At 48.3% G+C, this 16,955-nt stretch carries 18 protein-coding genes and 1 riboswitch; of the genes, 12 read left to right on the forward strand and 6 right to left on the reverse strand.

The genetic code is table 11. The features are described 5' to 3' along the window. Positions 1-57 precede the first annotated feature (57 nt). A complete protein-coding gene (gene dapA / locus CRO03_RS07100; RefSeq protein WP_097110948.1) occupies positions 58-939 on the reverse strand; it encodes a 4-hydroxy-tetrahydrodipicolinate synthase in 882 nt (293 codons plus the stop codon). 183 nt (positions 940-1,122) lie between these two features. Here dapA and CRO03_RS07105 point away from each other — a divergent pair, with 183 nt between their 5' ends. From CRO03_RS07105 to CRO03_RS07120, 4 genes are all read left to right on the forward strand, one after another. Further along, on the forward strand, positions 1,123-1,644 hold the full coding sequence (locus CRO03_RS07105; protein ID WP_097111259.1) for a glycine cleavage system transcriptional repressor: 522 nt from the start codon (positions 1,123-1,125) through the stop codon (positions 1,642-1,644). Positions 1,645-1,690: 46 nt separating this feature from the next. Next, complete coding sequence (gene bcp / locus CRO03_RS07110) at positions 1,691-2,161, forward strand: thioredoxin-dependent thiol peroxidase (RefSeq protein ID WP_097110949.1); 471 nt, start codon at positions 1,691-1,693, stop codon at positions 2,159-2,161. Between the two features lie 106 nt (positions 2,162-2,267). Then, complete coding sequence (locus tag CRO03_RS07115) at positions 2,268-3,392, forward strand: PQQ-dependent sugar dehydrogenase (RefSeq protein ID WP_097110950.1); 1,125 nt, start codon at positions 2,268-2,270, stop codon at positions 3,390-3,392. Between the two features lie 14 nt (positions 3,393-3,406). Continuing rightward, positions 3,407-5,428 (forward strand): TonB-dependent receptor family protein, encoded by a 2,022-nt coding sequence (locus tag CRO03_RS07120; protein WP_097110951.1) that lies wholly within the window; start codon positions 3,407-3,409, stop codon positions 5,426-5,428. A gap of 35 nt (positions 5,429-5,463) precedes the next feature. On the opposite strand, the gene CRO03_RS07125 is transcribed toward CRO03_RS07120, so the two are convergent. Then, on the reverse strand, positions 5,464-6,549 hold the full coding sequence (locus CRO03_RS07125; protein ID WP_097111260.1) for an AI-2E family transporter: 1,086 nt from the start codon (positions 6,547-6,549) through the stop codon (positions 5,464-5,466). Positions 6,550-6,803: 254 nt separating this feature from the next. Between CRO03_RS07125 and bepA the strand changes: the two genes are divergently transcribed. Genes bepA through CRO03_RS07145 form a run of 4 tightly spaced genes read left to right on the forward strand, consistent with a single transcriptional unit; the run spans position 6,804 to position 9,686 of the window. Beyond that, on the forward strand, positions 6,804-8,252 hold the full coding sequence (gene bepA, locus CRO03_RS07130) for a beta-barrel assembly-enhancing protease (protein ID WP_097110952.1): 1,449 nt from the start codon (positions 6,804-6,806) through the stop codon (positions 8,250-8,252). 59 nt (positions 8,253-8,311) lie between these two features. Then, on the forward strand, positions 8,312-8,659 hold the full coding sequence (arsC, locus tag CRO03_RS07135; protein ID WP_097110953.1) for an arsenate reductase (glutaredoxin): 348 nt from the start codon (positions 8,312-8,314) through the stop codon (positions 8,657-8,659). Then, positions 8,659-9,246, forward strand: coding sequence for an NAD(P)H:quinone oxidoreductase (gene wrbA, locus CRO03_RS07140; RefSeq protein WP_097110954.1), 588 nt, complete (start codon positions 8,659-8,661; stop codon positions 9,244-9,246). Before arsC ends, wrbA begins: the two co-directional genes overlap by 1 nt. Beyond that, on the forward strand, positions 9,243-9,686 hold the full coding sequence (locus CRO03_RS07145) for a DUF2069 domain-containing protein (protein WP_097110955.1): 444 nt from the start codon (positions 9,243-9,245) through the stop codon (positions 9,684-9,686). Before wrbA ends, CRO03_RS07145 begins: the two co-directional genes overlap by 4 nt. A gap of 17 nt (positions 9,687-9,703) precedes the next feature. On the opposite strand, the gene CRO03_RS07150 is transcribed toward CRO03_RS07145, so the two are convergent. Beyond that, positions 9,704-10,471, reverse strand: coding sequence for a substrate-binding periplasmic protein (locus tag CRO03_RS07150; protein WP_245861519.1), 768 nt, complete (start codon positions 10,469-10,471; stop codon positions 9,704-9,706). Positions 10,472-10,641: 170 nt separating this feature from the next. On the opposite strand from CRO03_RS07150, the gene CRO03_RS07155 reads away from it, so the two are divergent. After that, on the forward strand, positions 10,642-11,223 hold the full coding sequence (locus CRO03_RS07155; protein ID WP_097111262.1) for an LON peptidase substrate-binding domain-containing protein: 582 nt from the start codon (positions 10,642-10,644) through the stop codon (positions 11,221-11,223). Between the two features lie 34 nt (positions 11,224-11,257). Here the strand turns inward: CRO03_RS07155 and queE are convergent, their stop codons facing one another. Beyond that, positions 11,258-11,926 (reverse strand): 7-carboxy-7-deazaguanine synthase QueE, encoded by a 669-nt coding sequence (queE, locus tag CRO03_RS07160; RefSeq protein WP_212682374.1) that lies wholly within the window; start codon positions 11,924-11,926, stop codon positions 11,258-11,260. 96 nt (positions 11,927-12,022) lie between these two features. On the opposite strand from queE, the gene queC reads away from it, so the two are divergent. Together queC and CRO03_RS07170 are read left to right on the forward strand one after the other, a co-directional pair. Continuing rightward, positions 12,023-12,679 carry a 7-cyano-7-deazaguanine synthase QueC gene (queC, locus tag CRO03_RS07165; RefSeq protein ID WP_097110956.1) on the forward strand — a complete coding sequence of 219 codons (657 nt, stop codon included), beginning with the start codon at positions 12,023-12,025 and terminating at the stop codon, positions 12,677-12,679. A gap of 140 nt (positions 12,680-12,819) precedes the next feature. Beyond that, positions 12,820-14,061 carry a dicarboxylate/amino acid:cation symporter gene (locus tag CRO03_RS07170; RefSeq protein ID WP_097110957.1) on the forward strand — a complete coding sequence of 414 codons (1,242 nt, stop codon included), beginning with the start codon at positions 12,820-12,822 and terminating at the stop codon, positions 14,059-14,061. Between the two features lie 68 nt (positions 14,062-14,129). Here the strand turns inward: CRO03_RS07170 and lysC are convergent, their stop codons facing one another. Then, a complete protein-coding gene (lysC, locus tag CRO03_RS07175; protein ID WP_097110958.1) occupies positions 14,130-15,479 on the reverse strand; it encodes a lysine-sensitive aspartokinase 3 in 1,350 nt (449 codons plus the stop codon). A 94-nt stretch (positions 15,480-15,573) separates the two neighbouring features. Continuing rightward, positions 15,574-15,747: riboswitch (Lysine riboswitch) on the reverse strand. 168 nt (positions 15,748-15,915) lie between these two features. After that, complete coding sequence (locus tag CRO03_RS07180; RefSeq protein ID WP_097110959.1) at positions 15,916-16,188, reverse strand: DUF3081 family protein; 273 nt, start codon at positions 16,186-16,188, stop codon at positions 15,916-15,918. A 119-nt stretch (positions 16,189-16,307) separates the two neighbouring features. On the opposite strand from CRO03_RS07180, the gene CRO03_RS07185 reads away from it, so the two are divergent. Continuing rightward, positions 16,308-16,904: a hypothetical protein gene (locus tag CRO03_RS07185; RefSeq protein ID WP_097110960.1), complete on the forward strand. Its 597-nt coding sequence runs from the start codon at positions 16,308-16,310 to the stop codon at positions 16,902-16,904. Positions 16,905-16,955: the final 51 nt, after the last annotated feature.

Raw genomic sequence — 16,955 nt, forward strand, 5'->3', positions numbered from 1 at the left:
TTTCTGAGAACCCGGCTGCCAGCGCCCGGTGAAATTAGTCAATATATAATTCTGACACTAAGCCAGTAACCCGGCGTGTCGTAATGCCTGTTCGATTATCCCGTGATGAATTGGTTCCAGCTGTGTTAATGGTAAGCGCATTAAATCTGAGTCAATTAAGCCCATTCGCTGCAACGCCCACTTTGTCGGTATCGGATTTGACTCTATAAAAAGCTGATGATGCAAGCCTTGTAACTGGTCGTCCAGCACTTTAGCTTCTGCATCACGTTTTGTCAGCGCCAGTTTACATAGTCTGGCCATCAGCGCCGGCGCAACGTTTGCAGTAACTGAAATTACCCCATGCCCGCCGGCCTGCATAAAAGCAAGACTGGTGGCGTCATCACCGCTTAACAAGGCAAAACCGGCCGGACAACGTTGCTGCAGTTCGCTCAGCCGGGTGAGCGAGCCGGTTGCTTCTTTAATTCCCACAATATTATCTGTCATCGCCAGCTCTGCAACTGTCTCTGGCAACAGGTCTACACCAGTTCGCCCCGGCACGTTGTAAAGCAACACCGGCTTAGCCGTTGCGGCTGCTATTTGCTGAAAATGCGCAAGTAACCCTTTTTGCATTGGTTTATTATAAAACGGTGTCACTGTCAGAAAGCCGTCTATCGCCAGTTTATCCAGCTCGCAGGTACGCGCTACCCCTTCAGATGTCGCATTGGTGCCATTGCCCGCTAATACAGGTATTTGACCGCTGACCTGACTGGCAACCCGGCTGATAATATCCAGTTGCTCAGCAAAACTAAGCGTTGCTGCCTCGGCTGTGGTACCCATTACAACCAGGCCATCCGTCCCTTGTTGCAAATGAAAGTCGACCAGATGCCCCAGACCTTTATAATCAATTTCGCCATCTGCCAACATCGGGGTTACTAAGGCAACAAAACTTCCACTGAACATCACAGGTAAGGGCTCCACATTAAACACAGGCGTTAATTACAAGGCGGCCTATGTTAAAGAGTGCAGCAGACAAACACAAGACGCGAAACCGATAATGCTAATAGTTAGCCAAACCTGCTTATGTTAAGCTTATTGGACTGTTTAGTATCACTTTTTATTTCAACATTTTTTGGTTGGAGTTTTATGTCTCAACAACTCGTAATTACCGCCATTGGTACTGACCGTACAGGAATCGTTAGTAAGCTGGCCAGACTGGTAACTGATTACAATGCTAATATCATTGACAGCCGTATGGCAGTATTTGGCAATGAGTTTACTTTTATTATGCTTATTCAGGGTGATCAGGCGGCGATCAGCAAAATTGAACACCTGATCCCGGCGCTTGGTCTTGAACTTGATCTGACGACTATGACTAAACGTACAACCGCCCGGCCCCGCACTCAGGTTGCTGCACATTATGTGCTGGACTACTCAGGACCCGACCGGGTAGGCACCATGGGCGCGATTACCGGATTACTGGCCAGCCAGAATATTTATATCGGCGCGTTACAATCGGCAACATCGGTTAATGATGACAACACCGTGCATATGCACAGCCAGATGATCCTGGAAATTCCTGATGGTGTGCAGCCAGCATTAATTGAAAACCAGGTTATGACCTTGCTGGCCGAACTGAATCTTACTGGTACTTTTACTGTTCGATAAGCCCTGAAGTACCGCGACACTACTTAATCCCGTCAAAGGAGTTACTATGCATACATTAACCACTGGCCAGCAAGCACCTGACTTTACGCTGCCAGATCAGCACAACCAACCCGTTAGCTTAAGCGGGTTACTTAAAGACAGCAGAGTCCTGGTGTATTTTTATCCAAAAGCCATGACACCGGGTTGTACGGTTCAGGCCTGTGGCTTACGGGACAGTCAGACAAAGCTTGCGGAACATGGTGTAAAAGTTGTTGGCATCAGCACTGACGCCCCTGCCCGGCTGGCAAAATTTGCCGAACGGGACCAGCTTAACTTTATCCTGCTTGGTGATGAGGATCATCAGGTTGCCGACCAGTTTGGTGTATGGGGCAGCAAAAAATTTATGGGTAAAATATACGATGGTTTACACCGGCTGAGCTTCCTGGTAAATCAGGACGGCAGCATTGCCCATGTATTTGATAAATTCAAAACGAAAGATCACCATCAGGTGGTGATCGACTACCTGCAAAGTCAGTAACGGTTCGCTAACCCGGTATTTGTCGTGCCAGCTGGCCATTCTGGCCTGTCTTTATGTCAAATGCCGGCACAACGGCTAGGATAACCAAAACCTTACAGGAGATGCTATGAATAAGCTGACAAAAATGCTTTGCAGCAGTGCTGCGCTGCTGGCAGTAAGCACTGGCCTCTGTGCCCAACAGAGCATAGAAATTAAATCTGAGAAAGCGACCATCCAGCTTCAGGTTGTCAGTGAGGGGCTTGAGCACCCCTGGGGCCTGGCATTTTTGGGCGATGGCAAAATGCTGGTAACAGAACGAGCCGGCCGCATGCGCTATGTTAATGCCGATGGCAGCCTGAGTGAACCATTATCGGGGTTGCCCGACATCACTGTCGCAGGCCAGGGTGGTCTGCTGGATGTTATTCTTCACCCGCAGTTTGCAAAAAACAACCAGATTTTTTTCAGCTATAACGAACCAGGTGAGACTGGCAGCAGCACCGCAGTGGCCCGAGCCACGCTTACAGATAATGCTATCAGCGATGTTCAGGTTATTTTCAGCGCTCAACCCAAGTTTGCCAGCCGCCACCATTTTGGCGGCCGTCTGGTGTTTGCTGACAATGGTGACTTATTTATCACACTCGGTGATCGCGGTCAGCGCCGTGACGATGCGCAAACCTTTGACACTCACCACGGCAAAGTGGTGAGGGTGACAACCGACGGAAGCCCTTCCGCTGCTAACCCTTACTTACAGCGGGCTGATGCACTTTCAGATGTCTGGTCTTATGGTCATCGTAATATTCAGGGTGCGGCATTGCATCCGCAAACCAGACAGCTCTGGACCCATGAACATGGACCGCAAGGCGGTGATGAGATTAACATCGCCCGCGCTGATCACAACTACGGCTGGCCGGAAATTACCTATGGTGAAGAATATGGTGGCGGTAAAATTGGTAAAACCAAACAAGATGGTATGGAACAACCCCTGCACTATTGGGTGCCGTCGATTGCACCGAGTGGGATGACGTTTTATACCGGTGAGCTGTTTAAAGCCTGGCAACAAAACCTGCTGGTGGGCTCCCTGAAATTTGGCCAGCTGGTACGACTGGAACTCAGTGGCGAAAAAGTTACTGATGAAGAACGGATAATGATTGGCCAGCGTATTCGTGATGTCCGGCAGGGACCGGATGGCGCGATATACTTATTAACTGATCAGAAAAATGGCCAGATCTTACGACTAACACCGATAAAATAACAGGACACCTCCTTTTGCTTTGTTTCAAACCATTACTTACCGCCAGTTCACTGGCGGTACTTTTCCATGCGTCAGCCATTAGTGCTGAAGAGCCGGTTGAAATCATCGTTATCAGTGCCACCAACAGTGCACAAAACTGGCTGCAAAGCCCAGCCAGTATCGATATCTCCTGGCCCGAGCAGTCCGGACTGCTCTTCGACAGTGCCCAGCTGTTGCAAGGTATCCCTGGCTTGCAAGCAGACAGCAGGGCAAATTTTGCGCAAGACACCCGCTTGAGTGTGCGGGGTTTTGGCAGTCGCAGTCCCTTTGGAATAAGGGGGATCTACCTGCAACAAGATGGCATTCCGCTAAGTGCACCAGATGGTCAGGGCCAACTTGCCAGTGTCTTACTTGATAATGTGCAAAGCCTGGAAGTATTGCGGGGCCCGCTGGCGGTGCTTTATGGCAACGGCGCCGGTGCAGTGATTTCACTTAATAGCCGGCAGTACAGTCAGAACGAACTGACAACCCGTGCTGCGCTGAGTGAACAACATCAGCAACAACAACTTAATCTCGCACTGGTAAGTGATCAACAAAGCCTGCAACTTGCAGCAAAGCAGTTTAAAACAAAAGGCTACCGTCCACACTCGCGGGCAGCGAAAGACCAACTGCAGTTTAACTGGCAGCGGCGTTTAACAGACAGTCTGCAATTCAACCTGCGTTATGATTGGACATACGATCCTTACTTGCAGGATCCATTGAGTTTAAGTCCGGAGCAGTGGCGACAGGATCCACGCCAGACGATTGCAGCGGCAACCTTATTTGATACCGAGAAAACAGTAAAACAAAGACAAACCAGCATCAGTTTAACTGATGATGGTACTAACCCGTTCCAGCTCGCGTTGTGGCAGGGCGAGCGCGATATTAATCAGCGTCTGCCTTTTCCCGGTTCAGCCGTTACCTCAGCGGGCGGCGAAGTACTGCTGAACAGGCAGTATCATGGCCTGAAAGGTCAGTATCAGCTAACGCTGCATAACAACGTTAACGCGGTTATCGGCGGCAGTGCGGTCCGGACCGATGATCGGCGCTTTGGCTTTATTAATGATTTTGGACAACGTGGTGAACTGCGCCGGGATGAAAACAATCAGGCCAGCAATATTGATGGGTTTATCCGGCTGAATTATCAGGCCAGTGCAGATATTAACTGGCATGGTGGCTGGCGCTACACCGATTTAACCTATCAGATAACCGATTATTATATTCAGGGTGAAAACCCGGATGATAGTGGCACCCGCAACTACTATCAGCAAGCTTTTGCGGTTGGCGTTAACTGGCAGTTAAGTTCACAACTCGCCTGGTTTGCCAGTGCCGGCAAAGGCTTCGAAACCCCTACTCTGGCAGAACTGGCTTACAGCCCGAATGGTGGGGGTATCAACCTGCAACTTGCTGCCAGTACTAACCAGCAATGGGAAACAGGCCTTAAATGGCAAAACAACCAGCAGCGGGCCAGTTTCAGCCTGTTTAATATCGATACTGACAATGAAATTATTGCTCAAAACAGTGATGGTGGACGCACCAGTTTTGCCAATGCCAGTAAAACAAGCAGAGTTGGTCTGGAGTTGCAGTGGCATTACCAATTATCAGCACAATGGCGCTCTGAGCTATCCGGGCATATTTTACGAGCAGAATTTGATGATGGCGTAAGAGCTGGCATGCAATTACCCGGGGTGGCAGCCAGTGAACTTAACTGGCAGTGGCACTTCACGCCATTATTAACGGTACCGCTGCATGTCACACTGCAAAGCCACTATCGTAGCAAGGTATATACCACTGATGACAATAGTGATGCCGCTCCGGCCGCTATCCATTTCAGCGCCAGTGTACATAGCCAGCAACGATATCAGCATTGGCAATTCAGTCAGTGGCTCAGCCTGAATAACATTACTGATAAAGCCTATGTCGGTGCAGTGGTCGTTAATCAGGCCAATGGCAGATCATTTGAACCTGCCGCTGGCCGTGAATTTGCCGCCGGTATTGCCGTAAGTTATCGCTGGTAACTCTGGTCCGGTGACACTGGTATTGTCGGTTAGGATTAAACCGGGCCATCCACAGCATTTTCCGGCTGTGGGTGAACTCTGCTGGACCAGGCTTTTATCGTCGCTTTCACCAGCGATGCCAGCGGAATAGCAAAGAAAATTCCCCAGAAACCAAAAAGACCACCGAAGAACAGCACAGCAATAATAATAAACACCGGGTTCAGGTCGACAACCTCAGAGAATAACAAAGGCACCAGCACATTACCGTCCAATGCCTGAATAATGCCGTAAGCAAGCATCAGGTAGCCAAATTCAGCGGTAAGCCCCCACTGAAACAGTGCAACCAGGGCTATAGGCAGCGTTGCCAACGCAGCGCCGATATAAGGAACCAATACTGAAAACCCGACACATACCGCCAGTAATAACGCATAATTCAAACCAAACAGAGTGAAGACAACAAAACTGACTGCACCTACAATCAGGATCTCCAGAATTTTCCCCCGGATGTAATTCATAATCTGACCATTCATTTCATGCCAGACCTGACTAATCAATTTGCGTTCGGTTGGCAGCAAGCCAACAAAGCTGCTGCTTAGCGACTCTTTATCCTTCAGCATAAAAAACACCATCACCGGTACCAGTACCAAATAAATAAGTACCGCGACGACGTCAAAAATCGAGGCCAGTGAAAGTGACAGAATTTCCCGGCTAAATGTCATCAAACGCTCATCAGCGGTCTGAATCATCAAGTAAATTTGTTCAGCACTAACCACGCCGGGGAATAATTCAGGCAGTTCAAGTAAATAGGTTTTACCTGACTCGATCATACTGGGTAAGTCTCTGGCCAGATTACGTCCCTGCGCCCAGGCAGCCGGAATAATTGACATGACGATAAGAGTAATTACAGAAATAAAACTCACAACAACCACAGTCGTACTGATAGTACGGCTAAAGCCCAGCCTGGATAAGCGCGCTACCGGCCACTCCAGTAAATAAGCAAACGCAATGGCCACCAATACCGGGCCGAGCATACCACTTAACCAATAGATCGCCAGAAAACCCAATAACAGTGTTAAAAATAAGGTAACAACCTGAGGGTCTGAAAATTTATTGGTATACCACTTTTTTAACCAGTCCAGCATAACGCCGCTCCAACCCTTTGCTTGTAAAAACATCGTATTGGCTCAGTATAACTAACTTAAAACAAATTTTGTGGCTTATCTGTCAGTCCAGCTACTGATTATGCTAAATTATCGCTTCTTCTGCTAAATATACTGATTGCGTTATGACAACCTGACAGGCCACAATAAATAGCTGTTTGCTACTGAACTAAATCGTTAATTAACAGACCAATCTTCCAGTAAATGTCATCATCTGACACTAATATCGGGGCAGTATGTCATATAAAGCAGCACAGCAGTTTCTAATAGGTTGCGTGGCCAGTTTCAGCATTATAAGTGGCTCTGTCGTAGCCCAGTCAGGATTGCCCGACATAGGTGGCAACGCTTTCTCAACCATCACACCTGAAAAAGAAAAACAGCTGGGCGATGTCATGATGCGCCAGACCCGGGGTAGCTTGCCCATGGTATACGACCCACTGCTTGATGAGTACATCAACGACCTGGGCAACCGTCTGGTAGCACGCGCCAGCGACGTCAAATTTCCTTTTAAGTTTTATTGGGTTAACAACAAAAACATCAATGCCTTTGCGACCCTGGGCGGTAATATTGCGTCTCATACCGGCACACTGGCCGTCTCAGATTCTGAGAGTGAATTTGCTTCAGTTATCGCTCATGAAATTGCTCACGTTACGCAACGCCATATCGCCCGTTTTGTCGAAGCACAAAATCAACGTGCGCCGATGTCTTTAGCCGCCATATTAGGGGCAATTGTACTGGCCAGTGTAAATGCTGAAGCCGGAATGGCGGCGATGATGGCGACACAAGGTGCAGCACAGCAAAGCGCTATTAATTTCACTCGTGGCAATGAGCAAGAAGCTGACCGGATAGGCATGAAAGTACTGGCGGACTCGGGCTTTGACCCTTACGCCGTTCCCGAGTTTTTTTATAAACTTACTCAGCAAAACCGTTTTGTAAATCAGCAATTAGCATTTTTGCAAACGCACCCCCTGTCTCAGGCTCGGGTTAGCGATACCCGACTTCGGGCTGAACAATTTCCAAAGCGCTATGTTCCTGATAGCAAAGACTACATTTTAAGTAAAGCCAGGGTGCTGGCACGATATCAATACTCAAGCAAAGAGACTGTAGAAATATTTCAACAAAGGTTAAGTCAGCCAGGAGGCAACACTAAGGCTAACCTTTACGGTCTGGCTCTGGCTAAACTTGATAACGGCCTGTTCGCTGATGCGCAGCAAATCATCGAAGATTTACTGCAGCAAGATCCACATAACTTATATTACGTAGATGCGTATACTGATATTTTGCTGGGACAGAATCAATTTGAAAAAGCACTGGAAATGCTGGAGCAAGAGTATCTAATCAGGCCCAATAATCAGGTTGTTACCCTTAATTACGCTAATGCTGCAGTTAAAGCTGGCAGCTATCGTCTGGCTATCCACCTGCTTCGCAACTTACTCTATTACAAAAGCGACAATATTCTGGCTTACGATTTATTATCTGCGGCCTACAAGCAACTGGAAGATTATCCGAAATATTACGAGGCCCGGGCAGATTTGTATTACCAACTGGCTAATTACCCGAAAGCCATTGATGATCTGAACGAGGCACTTAATCATATTGGTGAAAAATCCCGGCTGGAAAACAGACGGGTTGAGGCAAAAAAACAACAACTACAGGCTGAGTTTGATCGGCTTAAACAAATGTAAGCCGGGTTAGCAGTCAGCTTCGACCAGCTAACCCGTTTCAAGACGTTAACGGAAAAATTATGATTACTATTTACCACAATCCACGCTGCTCAAAAAGCCGCGAGGCCTTGGCGCTGCTACAGCAACATGACAGTAAAAGTTTGACTGTTATTGACTATATGAAAACACCGCCGACATATGACGAGCTAACCAATATACTCGCCAAACTCAACATTCCTGCCCGCAGCTTGTTACGCGCAAAAGAAACCGAGTATTCCAGCCTGCAATTAAATGACCCTGCCCTCACTGAGCAACAGCTTATAACGGCAATGACAGAACACCCGAAACTCATTGAGCGCCCAATTGTTATCAATGGTGAAAAGGCAGCCATTGGCAGACCACTAAGTAATATAAGCGCGATTCTCTGATGAGCGCGCAGGTTCTGATCCTTTATTACTCCCGGCATGGCAGCGTGGCAGCATTAGCAGAGAAAATTGCAATTGGCATTACTCAGGCCGGTGCGACAGCGGTTATTCGTAGTATTGCCGGTTTTCAGCAAGAGCAACCTGGTCGGCATCCAGCCGTCAGCAATGCCGATCTCAGCCAGTGTGATGGCCTGGCGTTTGGGAGCCCGGTGCGCTTTGGTAATATGGCAGCCGAGGCTAAAGCATTCTGGGACAATACCAGTAGTGTCTGGCTAAAAGGTGAACTAATAAACAAAGCTGCCGGTGTGTTTACTTCATCAGGCAGCATGCATGGTGGTAACGAGGCTAATTTATTAAGTATGATGTTACCCTTACTTCATCATGGCATGGTATTAATGGGTATTCCCTATTCCGAACCGGAATTACACAATACCCAAAGTGGTGGTACGCCTTATGGCCCGACTCATGTTAGCGGTTTACAGGGTGATACTAAACTGAGCGTGGCTGAGCAACGTCTGGCAGTGGCTTTTGGTAAGCGACTTGCTCAACTGAGTATGTCGCTGAAATCTGCAGGTTTTGATAAACAATGAATAAAGAAAATAATGTAGCAATGGCGCCGCGCACCAGGATGTTTCTCCGACTGGCCCGGGCAGGATACTGGGGTTTATGGTTGCTGATACCGCTGTGGCTACTTTGGTTAGCACCGGCAAGTTATGGTGGTGGTGCTGACGAGGTCACAGGTAATAAGTTAATCAGCACCGGCCTGTTATGGTTACCGCTATGGTTACCTATGTATGGCATTATCAAAGGCAAAGCCTATACCTTTGCCTGGGCAAATTTCATTGTGATGATCTACTTTCTGCATAGTTTAACTAACTTATGGGTCAGTTCTGGCTTATATCAGTTGCTGGCAGGCGTTGAGCTGGCATTGGCGACAGCGATGTTTATAGGCTGTACCTACTATGCAAGACATCGGGGGATCGAGCTGGGTTTGAAGATCCCCAGCCTAAAAAACGATCCACGACGTTAACCTGTAACCAGCTTGATTTATTCGGCTGGTTCGCCTTTATAACGCCGAAGTTGCCTGCTAATAAACTTGTTATCTACCAGTGTATTCAGCCCCCTCAGCAACCGGGACGATAACTGTGAGTTATGACGACTGATGGCACAGTAAACTGATGGCGGCGCCGACCAGATCGGATCCGCTCCGAACCTACCTAAGCCACCATTATTCATAAAAAAATAGTAAGATAAATCGACACTCATCACCACATCAAGCCGACCTTGCTCAAGCCGTTTCAGATTGCTTTGCAATGAATGAGCATCATCGCGGATCACGTCACCCAATGCGAAAACCTGCTCAAGCTCAGGGTAAGTAAACCCCCGGGTTGTACCCACCCGCTTGCCTGCTAAATCAGGAAGCGCGTTAATGGGTTGGCTATCAGCCCGACGTATAAACAATTGCTGGGTAGCAAACAGCGGTGGGCTCCACAGATACAGGGTTGGCTCAGCCACCCAATCCGGGTTGAGAAAGCAGGCAATATCAGCCTGCCCCGTTTCCAGCCAGCTTTCTATACGGGCTCTGGGTAAATCCAGGTATTGAATATCCAACTGGCTGACCAGGGCTAACGCATCAAGTATATCTTTACTCAGGCCGGCAGTCAGCTTGCCCGAGTCGTCGAAAATAGCGTAAGGAGGCGTATTGCTGTCACTGACCACAGCTCGTAACACGCTTCTTTCACTCGCAGCAACACTGCAGGCTACTGTAAATATCAGTAATAACAGCATTACACACTGGCGCAGGATAAACAGCATTAAAACCTCTGAGCATTGCGCATAGTAATGATTTACCCTCTAAATTTAACATGAATTGTTAAAATAGCCAGTGAGCCGATGGCCAGAAATATTTGAACAGCGCCGATCTGATAAACAACGATGGCCGTATTGTTAACATTATCAGAAACGAAATCGCAGTGTATTGCAGTATGAGTAAACAATTGGCGTTATTTCCATTGAGCAGCTTTATTTTACCGGGTGGTAAAATGCGCCTGCGGGTGTTCGAAAAACGTTATATCAGGTTGGTAAAAGAAGCCGGACTGGGTCAACGCCGTTTCGCGATGGCCTTGCTCAACCCCTTTGTTACCCAGCAGCATCGTGATCGGATCCTGCCACTGGCAACCGAGGTGGTTATTGACGATTTTGAACAACTTCCGGATGGTCTGCTAGGTATAACAGTGCGAGGCGTATGCCGGGTAGAAATTACCCGGCGCTGGCAGGAAGATGATGGTTTGAACGTGGCGCAGGTAAATGAGTTAACCAGCTGGCCAGTAACCAGACTCAGTGAACGCTACAGTGACTTAGCGAGTTCACTGCTGCATCTACTGGCAGAATACCCCCAGCTGCAACAGCTTTACCCGGAGCCTGAGCTAAATAATGCCAGCTGGCTTGCGTCGCGCTGGCTGGAATTGATGCCAATGCAGCCGGGTTTAAAACAAAAACTCTCTGCCGAGCATGACCCGATAACGTGTCTGGAAGAATTACAAAACTGGCTAGAACATAACAGCTGAGCCCGTCGCGCTGACATCATCCAGCAGCCGGCTATTATTCAATCCCCAGATATTTATGCACCTGCACACTTAACCGCCAGTTATATTTTTTGCAATAAGCAATAGCCAGCGCCGTCGCTTTGGCTTGTTGACTGATGGGTTGCAGATAAATAAGCTTATTGCCGGTATCAGTATCATTGAGTAACTGTAACAGTTGCTCAATATGTTTATCCATCGCTACCGGATGTTTTATTTCATCTGCCCGGTCCAGCGCACTTTGCAATACTTTATAACCGCCTTTCATATTTACTTTGGGTGACACCGTTACCCAGCTTTCTGGCGGTACCAGTATCTCAAAGGTGCCGCTGGTTTCAATCTGGGTTTGATAACCGGCGTTGTGCAGGGTGTTGCAAAGCGGTTTAAGATCATACATGCAGGGCTCGCCACCGGTAATAACCACATGCCGTGCCTGGTAACCTTCACTTTCAAACAGGGTCAACATTTGTTCAGCAGATAACGAGGTCCACTGTTCCGTATCCGCTGCTTTGGCCATCACCTTGTCCAGCTTAACTTCAAGCTCAGGATTAACCAGCCAGGTATGCTTGGTATCACACCAGGCGCAGCCCACCGGACACCCTTGCAGCCTGACAAAGATCGCGGGCACCCCGGTAAAACTACCTTCGCCCTGGATGGTTTCGAAAATTTCATTAACCTTATACAACAAGCCGCGGTTTCCTTTATGACAAGCAGGTGATCTGACAGCGATGTTCAAGTACAATGCGCGGCCGATTTGTCCGCTATTATACAGAGAGAGGCACTGATGAGCCAAAAAGTTGTGGTTATTTATTCTGGTGGTATGGATTCCTTTACCATACTGCACAAAGCGGTAGCCGCCGGCCACGACGTTTATGCTTTATCATTTAACTATGGCCAGCGCCATGTTAAAGAGCTGATATGCGCCGCCAGTGTTTGTAAAGAACTGAATATCAACCATAAAATTGTCGATATTTCAGCTATTAATCAGCTGATAAGTGGCTCATCACTGACCAGTGACATCGATGTGCCTGAGGGTCATTATGCCGCCGATAATATGAAATCGACTGTTGTGCCCAACCGCAACATGATTTTGCTGTCGTTGGCCGTGGGCTACGCCGACTCAATCGGTGCCCGGGCGGTTTATTACGGCGCCCATTCCGGCGATCACTTTATTTATCCCGATTGCCGGCCAGAGTTTGTCCAGAAAATGAATGATGTCTGTCAGATTGCCAACTATCAGCCGGTTGATATTGTCAGCCCCTATCTTTATCAGACTAAAATTGAAATATTAGCAGACGGCCTGGCAATGGGCCTTGATTACAGCAAAACCTGGACCTGCTACAACGGCCGTGAAAAGGCCTGCGGTAAATGTGGCTCCTGTCAGGAGCGCTTAGAAGCCTTTGCCCTTAATAACGCTACCGATCCGCTACCCTACGAATAACAGTCGCAACTGATCCAACACCACTCCACCTAACATATTGGTTATAACATATAGAGAAGCGGCCTTGTGGCCGCTTTTGTTGTCTCTATAATGGCGCAACTTTATATTTTAGCGATAGTTTTACGCTCGGGTGGTAACTTATGTTTGCGTTCTGGTTTGCAATCCCCTTCTGGCAGCGGGTACTGGGTGCCTTGATTCTGGGCGTCATAGCCGGCCTGGTGTTAGGTGAAACCGCCACTGCATTAAAGCCGCTGGGTACGCTATTTATTAACGCCATCAAGATGCTGGTGGTGCCGCTGGTATTCTTTGCGCTGATCACCAGTATTACTTCGCTGGCTGATAACCAGAAAATGGGCCGACTGGCCGGTAAAACCATTGGTTTGTTTTTATTTACTGCTTTTATTGCCAGTCTAATCGGCTTAACCATTGGCAGTTTAATTAATTGGGGCGATGCCCTGCAACTTACCACCAGTGAGGTGCGTGAACGCACTATCCCGCCGGTAGCCGACGTTATCACTAATCTTATTCCAACCAATCCGGTTGCGGCGCTGGTTAATGGCAATGTACTGCAAATAATCATCTTCGCCAGTTTGGTCGGGATTGCTATAAATGTCGTTGGCGAAAAAGCGGAGCCAATGAAAAAAGTAATCCATGCGGGCGCGGAAATAATGTATCAGATCACCAGGATGGTTATGCAATTAACACCTCTGGGTGTGTTTGGCCTGATGGCATGGGCAGTAGGTAGTTTTGGTCTGGCGACACTGCTGCCATTAGCTAAATTTATTGGCGCGGTTTATCTGGCGTGTTTAATTCATATCGTGCTGGTGTATGGCGGTCTGGTAAAAATGTTTGGTGGTATGGGTGTACGGGCATTCTTTAAAGCAGTTTTACCCGCGCAGTTAGTGGCCTACAGCAGTGCCAGTAGCTACGGTACCCTGCCGGTTAGCCATAAAGTGGTGACGGAAGATCTTAAGGTATCAAAAAGCTATGCCAGTTTTGTGTTACCACTGGGCGCCACCATCAATATGGATGGTTGCGGCGGTATTTTCCCGGCGATAGCGGCTATTTTTATTGCCCATATCTATGGTATACCGCTGGACGCTTTGGACTACCTGCTTATCGCCGGTACGGCAACGCTGGCTTCATTAGGTACTGCAGGGGTGCCGGGCACTGCGATGGTAATGTTAACAGTCACGCTAAGTGTGGTCGGTTTACCGCTGGAAGGTATCGCCTTTATTGCTGCAGTCGACCGGATAATCGATATGATGCGCACCGCTACCAATGTTACCGGCGATACCATGGTGGCATTAGTGGTAGGTCGCTCAGAGGGTTTGGTAAATGAACAGGCACTGCCAGATACTGCCGCAACGGTTAATAGCTAACATTTAGTCTGTTATCGACTAATAACAGCCCCAGCTCTGGCGTAAGGAGTTGGGGCTGTTATTTTAATTCAGGCGCTAAACAAGTTTGAATGCAACTGTTTCACCACCGCCGGCGCATCAGCATCCTGCACTAAGAAGCACAGGTTGTGTTTAGAAGCACCATGGCAAATCAGCCGCATATTAATCCGTTCCAGCGTTTGAAACAGCTCACCGGTAATGCCTTTGCTGCTGTGCAAATGGTTACCAATTACTGCCACCAGACTTAAGCCCTGCTCTACTACCACCTCACAAAACGCCCGCAGCTCCAGCAGTGCCGGCTCTACCGCATGGCTGAAGGCGCTGGTCATGCCGCCTTCATCTAAGGTTAACGCGACACTGATTTCTGAGGTGGTGACTAAATCAACGGAGATTTGATGCCGGCTTAAAATATCAAATACCCGCGCCAGAAAACCTGCTGCGTGCAACATATCAGGGCTTTTCACCGTGATTAAGGTTTGTGATTTACGCAGGGCGATAGCGCGATACGGTGGCCTTTGCTGTACTTCTCTGGCAATCCAGGTGCCGCCTGCTTCCGGTTCACGACTGGAGCCGACAAACACCCCGATATTGCGCCGCATGGCCGGAATAAGCGTGGCCGGGTGCAGCACTTTAGCACCAAAGGTGGCCATTTCAGCCGCTTCATCAAAGCTGATTTCAGCAATACAACGCGCCTGATCAGTCAACCTTGGGTCGGTCGTAAAAATACCGACCACATCAGTCCAGATTTGCACGGTATCAGCCTGCAATGCTTCGGCCAGCAACGCGGCGCTATAATCAGAGCCGCCCCGGCCAAGCGTAGTGGTTTGCTCAAATTCATCCTGGCCAATAAAACCCTGGGTTACAATTCGTTGATCGGCAATCAACGGCTTTAAGTGGATTTCCGCCAGCTCAGCAATCTGCTTAACCTGCGGCTCAGCACGACCAAAGCGGCTATCGGTGCGCATTATCCGGCGAATATCAAAACACTGTGCTGTGGCACCGCGCTCACTCAGCACCTGGCTGAACAGCGCCGAACTTAAGCGCTCACCAAATGACTGAATAAGGTCCTTATGGGCGCTGCTGTATACTGCACCACCGTTTTCAATTAACGCTTTAAGCTCAGCCAGCAATACTTCAATTGCCTGAGCGACTTGCTCTGGCTGGCTTAAGCGGTTCAGTACCGCCAGCGTTATGGCTTCAATGCCAGCATAAGCGTCATAACGCTCGGTAACATTAGTGGTTTTGGTGATTTCTACCAGCAGATTGGTTACGCCGGAACTGGCACTGACCACAACAACCCGGATGGCATTGTTGGCCAGGATAATGTCGGCACAACGGGACATCGCATCAAAATCAGCGACACTGGTGCCACCGAATTTTGCAATAATAAGATTGGACAAGGGTGTCTCTCCTTACAAAATAAAATAAGCAGAGCATGGCTTTTGCTAATTGCAGCAAAACGGGAATGGTTACAGACCGTTGCTATCGATAACAAAGGCCAGAAGCTCTCCACCAAACAAACAGGTGACAGTCGGCAGGATTCAGCCTGCCCGACCGAAAGCACACACACTATATCGCGTACTTCCTCGGCGTTAATCCCCCTGGCCCGCGCTGCGAAGTATAGTCTTCTGTCACGGGTTACCTGGTTAACGCGCCTCTTCTGGTCTATCAGATATGATTGACGGCGGCCACTTTACCCTGTCAGCCGCCAGATAGCAATAGCCTTTTAGCCGTCTATCAGCTTAGCGCACGTCTACCGATTTACATCGGTTATTTTGCGCCGCATCATAACAGCATTAACTGAATACTGCCTTAGTGATAGGAGTATTTAATCAATTAACTGTAATTATTGTTAATATATTTAATCAATTCAATAAAGGCATCCATGTCTTTCTCATTCTGGGCATCACTGTGCCATTTATGATGAAAACCCAGGGTTAATTGCACTTTGGCAGAGGCAAAATAGACTTCATAACCATCAAAGCCCTGGCTGACAGTGAGGCCATCCAGAGTAAAACCTGCACCGTGGTCGGTATCCACTGGCTTGCCATGTTTTTCTACCTTGGCATAAACATTTAAAAGTAATTTACCATCAAGTTCATTATGCATAATCGGTCCGTTTTTACTGGTTTAGTCAGGGTTGCTGTTTAGCATAGCAGCTAAAAGCCATTAGTTTGATGACTTTACGCAATGCGGGTATAGTACGGTTGTCTTAAAAGGAGAAAAAAATGCAAAAGACGCTTATTGCTGCCACCTTACTTATCAGCCTCGGTGCCGGCGCCAATATTGTCCAGGACGCACCCTTAGTTTCCATCGATACCCATGACGCCTATTTTGACAACTTAAAAGCGCTGTGCGGTAAAGCTTTCGCAGGTAAAATTGCCGTCGATAATCCACCGGCTCCCGGGTTTGAAGGTGCCCTGATCATGCATGTCAGAAAATGCACTGACAGCCAGCTGCAAATCCCGTTTCACGTGGGTGATAATCATTCCCGCACCTGGATCATCACTAAAACCGGCTCAGGCTTAACCTTAAAACACGACCATCGCAATGCCGACGGCAGCCATGATGATCAAACCATGTATGGCGGTCAGACCCTCGATGCCGGTTGGGCTACAGCACAGTCTTTTCATGCCGATCAGTATTCAAAGGAGCTGTTTACCGCCCGGGGTATCCCACAGTCAAATACCAATATCTGGCAAATGTTTATTTATCCTGAACAGTTCAGCTACCGGTTAATCCGGGAAGGCCGGGAGTTTCGGGTAGATTTTGATCTGACCCAGGAGGTCGCGTTGCCGCCGGCGCCCTGGGGCTATGCAGACTAACCATTTAAAACGATAATAAGCTATTAATAACAACCACGTATACACTGGAGC

Origin of the sequence: Arsukibacterium tuosuense (assembly GCF_900215315.1) — a bacterium.
In the GTDB taxonomy this organism is placed as follows: Bacteria; Pseudomonadota; Gammaproteobacteria; order Enterobacterales; family Alteromonadaceae; genus Alishewanella; species Alishewanella tuosuense.

Coding starts and splice junctions, on each gene's coding strand:
- dapA (WP_097110948.1), bottom strand. CDS start 939: ATGTTCAGTGGAAGTTTTGTTGCCTTAGTAACCCCGATGTTGGCAGAT.
- CRO03_RS07115 (WP_097110950.1), top strand. CDS start 2,268: ATGAATAAGCTGACAAAAATGCTTTGCAGCAGTGCTGCGCTGCTGGCA.
- CRO03_RS07170 (WP_097110957.1), top strand. CDS start 12,820: ATGTTTGCGTTCTGGTTTGCAATCCCCTTCTGGCAGCGGGTACTGGGT.
- wrbA (WP_097110954.1), top strand. CDS start 8,659: ATGAGCGCGCAGGTTCTGATCCTTTATTACTCCCGGCATGGCAGCGTG.
- bcp (WP_097110949.1), top strand. CDS start 1,691: ATGCATACATTAACCACTGGCCAGCAAGCACCTGACTTTACGCTGCCA.
- CRO03_RS07180 (WP_097110959.1), bottom strand. CDS start 16,188: ATGCATAATGAACTTGATGGTAAATTACTTTTAAATGTTTATGCCAAG.
- CRO03_RS07145 (WP_097110955.1), top strand. CDS start 9,243: ATGAATAAAGAAAATAATGTAGCAATGGCGCCGCGCACCAGGATGTTT.
- CRO03_RS07150 (WP_245861519.1), bottom strand. CDS start 10,471: ATGCTGTTTATCCTGCGCCAGTGTGTAATGCTGTTATTACTGATATTT.
- CRO03_RS07155 (WP_097111262.1), top strand. CDS start 10,642: ATGAGTAAACAATTGGCGTTATTTCCATTGAGCAGCTTTATTTTACCG.
- CRO03_RS07105 (WP_097111259.1), top strand. CDS start 1,123: ATGTCTCAACAACTCGTAATTACCGCCATTGGTACTGACCGTACAGGA.
- queC (WP_097110956.1), top strand. CDS start 12,023: ATGAGCCAAAAAGTTGTGGTTATTTATTCTGGTGGTATGGATTCCTTT.
- bepA (WP_097110952.1), top strand. CDS start 6,804: ATGTCATATAAAGCAGCACAGCAGTTTCTAATAGGTTGCGTGGCCAGT.
- CRO03_RS07185 (WP_097110960.1), top strand. CDS start 16,308: ATGCAAAAGACGCTTATTGCTGCCACCTTACTTATCAGCCTCGGTGCC.
- CRO03_RS07125 (WP_097111260.1), bottom strand. CDS start 6,549: ATGCTGGACTGGTTAAAAAAGTGGTATACCAATAAATTTTCAGACCCT.
- arsC (WP_097110953.1), top strand. CDS start 8,312: ATGATTACTATTTACCACAATCCACGCTGCTCAAAAAGCCGCGAGGCC.